The sequence below is a fragment of the Streptosporangium sp. G11 genome (assembly GCF_051192615.1).
Lineage (GTDB): Bacteria > Actinomycetota > Actinomycetes > Streptosporangiales > Streptosporangiaceae > Streptosporangium.
Window position 1 is genome coordinate 1 of the sequence record NZ_JBPJUQ010000159.1, and the last position, 8,751, is coordinate 8,751.

Sequence of the window (8,751 nt, forward strand, 5' to 3'; positions counted from 1 at the left end):
CTTAGGGCTGGCGCCTTCGACTACCTGGGTGCGCTGTTGCATCGTCCTCTGTCTTCTGCTCTGCCATAGAACGACCTCACGATCACCTCTCAAACACTCACTCAGAGATCGAGAACGACGGCGAGGATCTTAGCGGTGTCGCCTCCGCTCGCGAATCGCCGCCTCTAGACGTAATCCAAGCCCGATCAGCGCTATGAGCCATGACAACGACGAGAACCTACTTCCGAAGAGCAGGACGCCCAAGGCCAGAACGATGCTACCAACCAATGCGATGGCTCCCAGCAAGCGAACAGACGCAATGTCGTCGTCGGGCCTGGGGCCAGGAATGTAGGGAGGCGGGGTCTCTGTGGGTTCAGTCATGCTGGAGAGAATCCCATAGTGGATCCAATCAGCGAAATGGCCGTACTCGATTGTCGCACGTTTTTCGCGCCGTACTCAGGACCGGGTCCTCCGCTCCGGCGTTCGGACCACGCGCAGCACCGTTGACCGCCGCGTGCACACGCCTGCGGCTGACGGTGACATCGCCAACCTCGGGCAGAGCGTCAAACTCGCCCTGCGATGCCTTGCTCTCCGCTGCCAGTCCCTCACCGCCGAGGCGGTGACTGTCCTAGCCGCTGCGCTGATCGCGGATCACGTAGCGCGTGTGGGCCCCGTTCATCCACTCCCTGTCGATCTCTCTGCCCGTCACCCTGCCGACAAGCGCCAGGGCCGACGTGAGGCAGCTCGCCATGGGCGGGCTGTATCCGTTATGGACAAGCCCGATGAAGTCCCCCCACTCGTCGGGGATGTCCTCCTCCCCGTAATCCTGTCCGCTCTCCATCCGGGCCTCCTCCCACCCGCAGTACTCCAGCCATCCCGCCGGCAGCTCGGGATCGCTCTCCCAACCGGAGTCGTCCAGGTCGAACTGCAACCTCTGCGCGTAGGAGTCGAGCGCGTGAGGATCACTTCCCCAGCGCTTGCCGGGGACAGTGACACTGAAGCCCGTCACATAGTGACCGTTGACCGCGTATTCGAGATCACGCGGCCCGTTGATGTCCCAGCGCATCAGCAACGCCCGCCCGCCGTACGAGAGCTCCCGCAAAGCCCTCTCGCAGTCGAACCCCCGCACCTGGATGATCTGTGTCCAGTCCGCCGTCAGCCGGCCGACCCAGACGGCCCCCGCCTCACCGTCGGAAGGCCACCCGCGCAGGACATCCGCCCAGGTGCACTCGGCTGAGTCGTCCACATCCGCGACCGACACCCCAAGGCGCCGAGCGGCCTCCCACACCTCCAGACCCTCCACCCAGGCGGCCATGAACCACTCACCCATGCCGTAGGACCGGACAAGGTGCCAAAGACGCTCCGACCGCCGCATTCCCGCTCTCTGTCCGCTCAAGCGCTCGTTCCTGGGATGACTCAAGCAGACATCCCCGACAGTCCCGTGATCAACGTCATGCCGTGGTCTCCACGACCGGTTGCGTGCCGGGACGGCCGGTCGGTTCGGCTTCGTTATGAGAGAAGGCGGCGCAAGAACGGTGGGAGCCACCCTGTTAGCAAGGGTGTTAGCAAGAAGCCCAAACGATCAAGAAACGAAGAAGGCCCCCGATGGCGTAATGCCTGTTCAGGGGCCTTCTTGCATGTGTGCGGCCGGAGGTACTCGAAACCCCAACCTTCTGATCCGTAGGTTCCCAAACGACGTCCAAGAGCGTTCAGACCAGTTCGCCACGCAGGTCGCGGACGGATCGCCTGTTCGTATCAGTCCAGCTCGGTCCGGGGTCGTACGGCCCGTTGGCTCCCAAGTTGGCTCCCAAAATCGGAGTGCTGATGGTTTTACAGCGGGCTGACATTCCTGACTTCATCAGGCCTCTGACCTCGAGGTACGGCTCTCACCCGTCCCCTACCGGGGAAGATCATCCCGCACATATCCCGCGAGGCAGAGCCAGCCACGATCACCTCCCGGGACCGCGGATCTCTCGGGAGAGAGGGCCTTCGACCTGCAGAGGCCCAACGGTTGGACCTCGGGTTCCGTAGCCAGAAACCTGGTAGCCACCCGCAGCATCAGTGCACGCCACCTCGTAATCACTCACTGATGGCGCCGACGAGTAGGGGCCTATCGAGGATGCTCGGAGTGAACACCACGCCAGTGATCTCGGCCGCCAGCAAGAACGCACGCGAGATCCTGTTGGTGTACATGTCATCCCACGTCGCCTCCCATGCCTCTTCATCCAACTCCTCCGGAGGCAAGCCGGTTTCACGCATAAGCTCGTTGATCCGGTCCGGGTCGCTGCCCCACCGAGTGCCTGGCAGGTGCGGCGTGAAGCTGGTGACGACCTTGCCATCTACCGCGTACACGAAGCCGTCCTCCGCATAATCGTGCCGTCCCACGGCCACCACCTCACATCCCCGAGACAGCCCGGTCAACGACTCGGCCAGCACCGCCTGGAAACCCCGCAGTTCGACGGCCACGCTCCACTCACCAGCCTGGACAACCCCGACATAGTCGTCGTCGGTCACCCCTACCGACTCCCAGACCTTCCCACCGAGTTCATGAAAGGTCATTTCCCGCCCTGGACGTCCGGCCCCAAAGCGGCGCAGTACCTCGGCAGGTTCGAGCCTGCGAAAAAAGGACACAGAGAAAATCTCGCCAAGCAGATCGTCACGGTCTCCTGGCGAAGCTTCCAACCAACGGAACGGGACGAGAGGATCAGCCACCACAACCTCCTCTGATGGTTTTACAGGCTACTCCCGTTCTCAGCGGTTCACGGTCGTTGACCTGCGGTAATCTTCCCCTCCACATCGACGGTGATCTTTATCATTGCACGCCTTCTCATCACCTACCACAACGCCCCAATCCGCGGAACAGACTTTGAAGCCTCCACGAGGTACAAGGCCCCGAGGAGGACATAGCCGCTGCGGTCGGCCGTTGTACTGCGCATCTCCGCCTGAAGTGTTCAGGGTCATTCGATGCGGCCGGCAAGGCCTGTATGAGTCGCATCGAATCGATGAGACCGCAACAGGTGACGGGCCGTCTGATCAGTTCGGACAGTCGGCGGATCCGACGATGGGCGGTACGGCGTAGTGAGCCGGCGTGAAGCTCACCCCGGTGGCTCGCGCCGCCAAGGTAACGGCAAGGAGCGTGGGAGTCCGGGTGTCACGGAACTCCTCTTCCTCCAGAGGCATGCCCAGATCGCGCATGTGGCCCAGGAGGCGATCTGGATCGCTGCCCTGTCGATCAATAGGGAAGAACGGTGCGAATCTGGTGACCACCACCCCGTCGACCGAGTAGGCGAAGTCCTCGTCGACGGTGATACCGGTGACGAGACTGGCCGTTTCTGTTCCCCGGGAGAGCGCCTGCGGTGGCTCGTAGCAGTGGTAGTCGACCAGGACCGCTCCCCCGTCCGCTGCATAGGCTTCGACAGCCCACTCCCGGGAGATGTCACCGGGGATGGCACCGATCCGACGCAAAGCCTCCTCGGGTGACAGGTCCCGCACGAACGTCACGCCGATCAGGTCGCTTTCCTTCTCGTACTCCTCGATGAACCAGGCGTAGTCCGCCGACGTCATGCCACCCACCAGCGCCCTCCGCTCCTCGGCCAATCCGAAGCGATCATCGCAGCGAAGACTGACATGTCTGGCCACCATGAACCTATTCCCTGCCGCCAGCGGCAGCGGTTTTCAAGAGGGCTGCATTCTCAGCGCAGACAGGGCCTCTCACCAGGGCGGCAGCATCTTTCTCGAGCTCGACCGCCGAAGATCATCCCGCGCATATACCGCGCGGCCGACTGGGTACCTTGGTGATGTGTCGACACTTGTTGCGGCATTGGTCATGCTGTTAATTGCGCCCTCTGTGGTTCCGCGTGAGAGTCTTCTCCCGACGGGCAAGTAGCAGACGATCCGTTCGCAGTGCAGGTCACTCAAGGAACCGCGTCCTGGACCCGACCCGTCAAGACCAGGTATTCCTCGTGTGGCAATCTGCGTGCTTCGAACCCCAGGATGTTCCGTCCGGCGAAGCGCTGCGTATCCTCTGTATTCCACCGTCCGGGTAGGTGCACCAAGGGCTGACCGGGCTCGCCGAACACCATCAAGCCATGCACGTCCGACTCGGATGTGTAGCACAGCAACAGATCGGCCTGGGGAATCAGACGCAGGCCATCCTCCGACTCCAGTGCCGTCTTACCGTGCTCGGCGAAGAGGCGACAGGCCCGGCCGTCCAGACGCGAGAGTTCGTGGCCACCTGATCTGTGAGGTCGATTCAGCCGGGCATGGGCACGACGGGCTCGCATATCGGACCACATATTGATGATCATCTTGATGTAGCGGAATTGGTTCACGGGCTCGAGTAGGTGCATGCGTGGGCTCTCACGGGAAGCAGGCGGGTCCGTGGGGGCAAGCCCCTTCCAGCCCGGGGCGCGACGGGCCAAGGCGACCCTCGCCTCCGCGGAGGTTCCGTATCGCCGGAACTCGAAGATCAGCCCCTGGTCGGCGGCGAATTCCTCCAGCTCATGCCGGGATCTGGCCCCCGGCGAGTAGAACAGGACCAGCCCGTCCCCGTCCAAGACCGCCACGCCGTACACCGTCCTGTTCTCTGCGGGGTAGCCGTAGGAGAGGAGTGTCGTGGCGCGTCCGGCGAGTGCTCGGACGCGCGGGGCCAGGTTGATCAAAATGCGTCGCCCTTCGGCTGGTATGAGGCCAATACATGATCGATCGGCACCGCCCGTTCCCCCGTTTGACGATGATGACGGACAAGACGGACATAAAGTTCCAGTCGAGTTGGACGAAGCACTGAAGCAGGGACGCCAGAATCAATCACGCGCTATCAGCTTGGGAATCATCTACTGACATTGCTGCCCTAAGCTGGGAAAACGGGGGTGCAGGTCAGGACGGGTCGAGTGACCGTGAGTCCCTGTGAGTGACTGTGCTTCCCCGCCTGTTCTGGCATGCATCTGGCACGCTGATCAAGAACTGGCCTGCAAGATATGGGTGGCTTCGACAAGCTTTGAATGGCCCGCCTGACCGTCTGAGTTGCCCTCACGTCGCGATCTTGGAGCTTGGTTTCGTAGGGTATTTTGGCCTCACTTGTTAGAGGGGACGAGGGCGATGGGGCTTCAGGAGCTTGACTCGGATCGCGCTGCACGGATCTCGGCTCTCGTTGAGGAGTGTCGACCGCTGCTTCATGCCGAGGCTGGGATGGCGGCCGTCCAGAAGCTGTTGAGCGACCGGCGGGTGTCCGTGATTGATTCGATACTGGTCACGCGGGAGTTGCTGGGTGCTGGTCCTTCGACCTTGGGCGAGGCCAAGAGCATGGTCCTGTGCAGCCCTTCTCGCAGCATGGAACGGCGGCGGCATCAGGAACTGACGAGTGCGCTTATCGTGGCAGTTGATCAGCTGTTCGAGGAGGGCTGAGGAGCCAGCGCAAGGCTGCAGTGATCTGCCTTTACGCCGCGAAGGATGAGATCGAGTGATCTACTTGCTTGGCCCTCCAAGCTCGTTGACACGCTGCGCGTGAACGTATCGCGGGCGTCCTGCTCGCGCTGAGGTGCCCCGAACCTGGTGGCACCTCGGGCGCCTAAAGAGGATGCCTGTCAACGCCGTCACCAGGACTGTTCGGTACCGTCATCCGCTGACCCAAAAGCCCTAATCCATCGGTTGACCTGGGATTTCTCGTGTAGAGCGAGTGACGGTGATCGAACCCGCGCTGTCAGCTTGGGAAGTCTCTATCGCGCCTGCCCTCTGAGCTGGGGAGACGCTGACCTGCGGAAGAGCGGGGTGAGTGACCGTGATTCCCCGTGGGTCCCCCTTGATCACTCTCCTGACGGGCACGTAACGGGCACGGACACCGGTCTCTCCTCATCGGCGCCGCGGCTGGGTTTACTCATAAAGGCTTGACCTCCTGGCGCTGGCGTCCGACACAATCGACAGATGTTCGACTTCGGGGTCTCTGGATACAGACCGGCATGGCTGAGTGGCCGTTCGGCTGTCACCGCCGCTCACGGTCGGAGACTGGCCATGCTGGAAGGCCGGAGGCTGACTCGTGCCCTGCTGGTCTGGAATCTCGATGAGGATGCTTGGTTCTCCGATGGGCTTGTCCTGTTGGACTTCGAAGGCGAGCAAGTCGAGATCGTTCACACGAAGTTCGACGAAATCTCAATCACGTGGAACACCGTTGATCCGGCTCAGCCGCTGGATTGGGCCGGAGAGGGATTCCAGCTGGCGTGGCGAGAGGGCATGCTCTCAGAATTGGCCGCGCTGAAGGGGCAGCGGCTGCAAGCCGTAGAGCTTCTCGAATGGGTAGGTGAGGACATGGCGCAGGGGATGGTGGCCGTCGGCTTTGCCTTTCCGGACGACCGAGTAACGATCTACAACGCCCTCGACGAGAACGGCATGGAGTTCGGGCTTCCTGATCACCGGTACACGCGCCACAGGCTCGGCGCGTAGCGGGTACTGCTTACCCGGGCACTCGGCTACGTCAGCCGGTCAACGGACAGCTCCATGTAACGCGGTGGGTCGGGGCTGAGGTACGAAGTCCCGGACCGTCGATCGCCCCCAACCCTGGATGGAGACCAGCCACCGTCAGGCGATCGCGAGGGTGGTACCGCTCCGGGGCATCTTGTCAGAAGCTCGGACTGTGGCAGGATGATGCTATGTCGATCACACGAAAGGGCCATGGCGCGTAGACGTCCGGCTCGGATCCGCGCTGATGGTCCGTGGCGTTCGCGGACGACAACCGCTATTGGAGTTCCCGCAATCCCTGGCCTGTCTTACCGGGGCCGTATCGCAGTCGCTCGTCTGGAGTGCAGGCACTATTGGCCCGGGGCGGCGGAAGAGGCGTTACGCGCCTGGTCGCTGTTTTTACGGGACCCGTGGCACAGGCTTTTCGATCCGGCGCAATCCTGTGGAGAGATGCTGTGCTGTCCTGATCCTGTCGAGCTTCGTGCGCTCTTAGATGCTGTGGTTCACGTCCTGCCCAAGAAGGACGCTCGCGTCCTCCGGAAAAGGATTGGCGACCTCGATGATCTCTGGTAGAGGTTGCCTGCTGACGTGAGCGCGCAGCCAGCGTCAATCCGGAGCATCCGAACGGGTGTAAAGCGATGAGGCGGCGGCGCGTCGCTGGGATCGGCGAGTACATCGGTTGCGGCGGGTGCGCGGGTCGGTGGACGGCCCGGGTCGCCGCCGGCCGGGACCGGCGCCCACGCCGCACGCCCGGTCGGCGGGCGGCAGAGGGCCGGGTACGGCGGCGCGGCGCGCCGCCGCTTGATACCTATGAGATTAATTCGGCAACTGCTGGCCGTGCTCCAGATACAACGGGCGGCCGATGGTACGAGCGGTGACGGCGGCCAGGACGCGGTTGGCGAGTCGTTCGATCAGGAGGCCGGGCAGTTCTTCGACAGGGTGGAAGTCATAGCCGGCTAGTTCGTCGGCACCGAGTCGGATGCTGTCGCGCATGCTCGGGCTGAGGGTTCCGCCATCGAAGAGGAACAGGACCTTGTCGCCTTCTTCGGGGTGGGGTGCCCAGTCGACCACGAGGAGGTCGCCGATCGGCGGTTGGATGCCGAGTTCTTCCTGAACTTCGCGTACGCACGCTTGGAACGGGGTCTCGCCGGGCTCGATGTAGCCGCCGGGGATGTCGCGGTAGTCCTTGTAATGGGGGCGGACCAGCAACAGGCGGCCGTGGTCGTCGAAGAAGAGTGCCCCGGCTGCGGCGCGGGGGGTGGCCATGGGCGGGGTCTCTTGTCCGGTCATGATCCCTACGGTACGGGAAGTCCGCCCGGTGTGAAGGTCGCTCAGGTGACGCGCAGGCGACGAGCGAGATCGGTGAGCCGGTGACTGGGCTTGCCCTTCTGGCGACGAATCCAGTTCAGGACGAGTTGGCGGCTGAGGTAGTGGTGACGGATCTGCTCGGGAGCGAGGTGTTCAGCCTGAAGGAGGGCGTCCAATGCCTCGTCGGTGCGGTTCCACAGGCTGAACGCTTGGGCGACGGCGATTCCATGGCGGGCTCGACGCTCGATCGGCAGGGCGCTGGTGTCCAGGCCGGGGCCGATGTCGATGGCGACTTGGATGTCTCCCAGTTCGATGGCGGTGGCTACCTGGTGGATGGCCACGTTGGTGGGGCCGAACGCGGTCCAGACGTGGTTGGCGTCGCCTCCCAGTCGGCGGGCCGATTCCGCGGCTTCGGCGAGGAAGGTGCGGGTGGTGGCGCGGTCATCGGCTCGGGCTGCGGCCATCGATCCTGCGAGGAAGAGCGTGCCGTGTACCGATAGGAGTTCGGGGCTGCCCTGGGGGAGGTCTGCTTGGAGAAGTCCGGCGGCGTCGCTCGTCAGTTGTGATGCGGCGTCGTAACGGCCGTTGGAGAGCAGGGCGTGGGTGACGGATCGCAGTAGTGAGGCGACAACGATCTGATCCCCGGAGTTCTGCGCGTAGGTCAGGCCCCGTTCCGCGGCGATCCAGGCGAGGTCGTTCTCTCCGATCTTGACGAGGATGCTGGTGGCTGCGTGGTACGCCTGGCCGAGCAGGCTGAGGGCCTGGATGTACTGATCACCTTGGTAGGCGCCGGCGGCGTGGTGGGCCTCGGTGAGTAGTGCCGGCAGGCGGCGAACCACGAGGCCGTACCGGGATGCTTGGTAGGCATGCCAGACATCGGCGATCTCGCTGCGCAGTTCGCAGAGGCTGGGTGGTTCGTGGGCCTGGGCGAGGGCGGGGTCGCGTCCGAGATGCGGTGTAAAAGAGAACGAGCGTAGGTTGCCGTGCTGAACCGACCAAAGTTCGCACTACGCA

General features: G+C 63.3%; 8 protein-coding genes and 1 tRNA gene. 2 read left to right on the plus strand and 7 right to left on the minus strand.

What is annotated here, in order from left to right; all coding sequences use genetic code 11:
• Positions 1-607: 607 nt before the first annotated feature.
• From ACSDR0_RS48135 to ACSDR0_RS48155, 5 genes are all read right to left on the minus strand, one after another.
• Positions 608-1,309, minus strand: a complete 702-nt coding sequence (locus ACSDR0_RS48135; protein WP_435295701.1) for a DUF6461 domain-containing protein — start codon at positions 1,307-1,309, stop codon at positions 608-610.
• A 312-nt stretch (positions 1,310-1,621) separates the two neighbouring features.
• A tRNA-OTHER gene (locus tag ACSDR0_RS48140) sits at positions 1,622-1,714 on the minus strand.
• 344 nt (positions 1,715-2,058) lie between these two features.
• Entirely contained in the window at positions 2,059-2,691 is a 633-nt protein-coding gene (locus ACSDR0_RS48145; protein WP_435295702.1) for a DUF6461 domain-containing protein, read from the minus strand.
• A gap of 321 nt (positions 2,692-3,012) precedes the next feature.
• Entirely contained in the window at positions 3,013-3,621 is a 609-nt protein-coding gene (locus ACSDR0_RS48150) for a DUF6461 domain-containing protein (RefSeq protein WP_435295703.1), read from the minus strand.
• A 272-nt stretch (positions 3,622-3,893) separates the two neighbouring features.
• Positions 3,894-4,640, minus strand: coding sequence for a hypothetical protein (locus ACSDR0_RS48155; RefSeq protein ID WP_435295704.1), 747 nt, complete (start codon positions 4,638-4,640; stop codon positions 3,894-3,896).
• A gap of 436 nt (positions 4,641-5,076) precedes the next feature.
• Here ACSDR0_RS48155 and ACSDR0_RS48160 point away from each other — a divergent pair, with 436 nt between their 5' ends.
• Positions 5,077-5,382 (plus strand): hypothetical protein, encoded by a 306-nt coding sequence (locus ACSDR0_RS48160; protein WP_435295705.1) that lies wholly within the window; start codon positions 5,077-5,079, stop codon positions 5,380-5,382.
• A 516-nt stretch (positions 5,383-5,898) separates the two neighbouring features.
• Positions 5,899-6,414, plus strand: a complete 516-nt coding sequence (locus ACSDR0_RS48165) for a hypothetical protein (RefSeq protein ID WP_435295706.1) — start codon at positions 5,899-5,901, stop codon at positions 6,412-6,414.
• Positions 6,415-7,245: 831 nt separating this feature from the next.
• Here the strand turns inward: ACSDR0_RS48165 and ACSDR0_RS48170 are convergent.
• Together ACSDR0_RS48170 and ACSDR0_RS48175 are read right to left on the minus strand one after the other, a co-directional pair.
• Positions 7,246-7,719: an NUDIX domain-containing protein gene (locus tag ACSDR0_RS48170; protein ID WP_435295707.1), complete on the minus strand. Its 474-nt coding sequence runs from the start codon at positions 7,717-7,719 to the stop codon at positions 7,246-7,248.
• A 41-nt stretch (positions 7,720-7,760) separates the two neighbouring features.
• On the minus strand, positions 7,761-8,576 hold the full coding sequence (locus ACSDR0_RS48175) for a hypothetical protein (RefSeq protein WP_435295708.1): 816 nt from the start codon (positions 8,574-8,576) through the stop codon (positions 7,761-7,763).
• Between the last annotated feature and the right edge of the window lie 175 nt (positions 8,577-8,751).

Excerpts from the sequence above, each read along its gene's own strand:
- ACSDR0_RS48135 (WP_435295701.1), bottom strand. The coding sequence starts at position 1,309 with ATGGGTGAGTGGTTCATGGCCGCCTGGGTGGAGGGTCTGGAGGTGTGG.
- ACSDR0_RS48150 (WP_435295703.1), bottom strand. The coding sequence starts at position 3,621 with ATGGTGGCCAGACATGTCAGTCTTCGCTGCGATGATCGCTTCGGATTG.
- ACSDR0_RS48160 (WP_435295705.1), top strand. The coding sequence starts at position 5,077 with ATGGGGCTTCAGGAGCTTGACTCGGATCGCGCTGCACGGATCTCGGCT.
- ACSDR0_RS48165 (WP_435295706.1), top strand. The coding sequence starts at position 5,899 with ATGTTCGACTTCGGGGTCTCTGGATACAGACCGGCATGGCTGAGTGGC.
- ACSDR0_RS48170 (WP_435295707.1), bottom strand. The coding sequence starts at position 7,719 with ATGACCGGACAAGAGACCCCGCCCATGGCCACCCCCCGCGCCGCAGCC.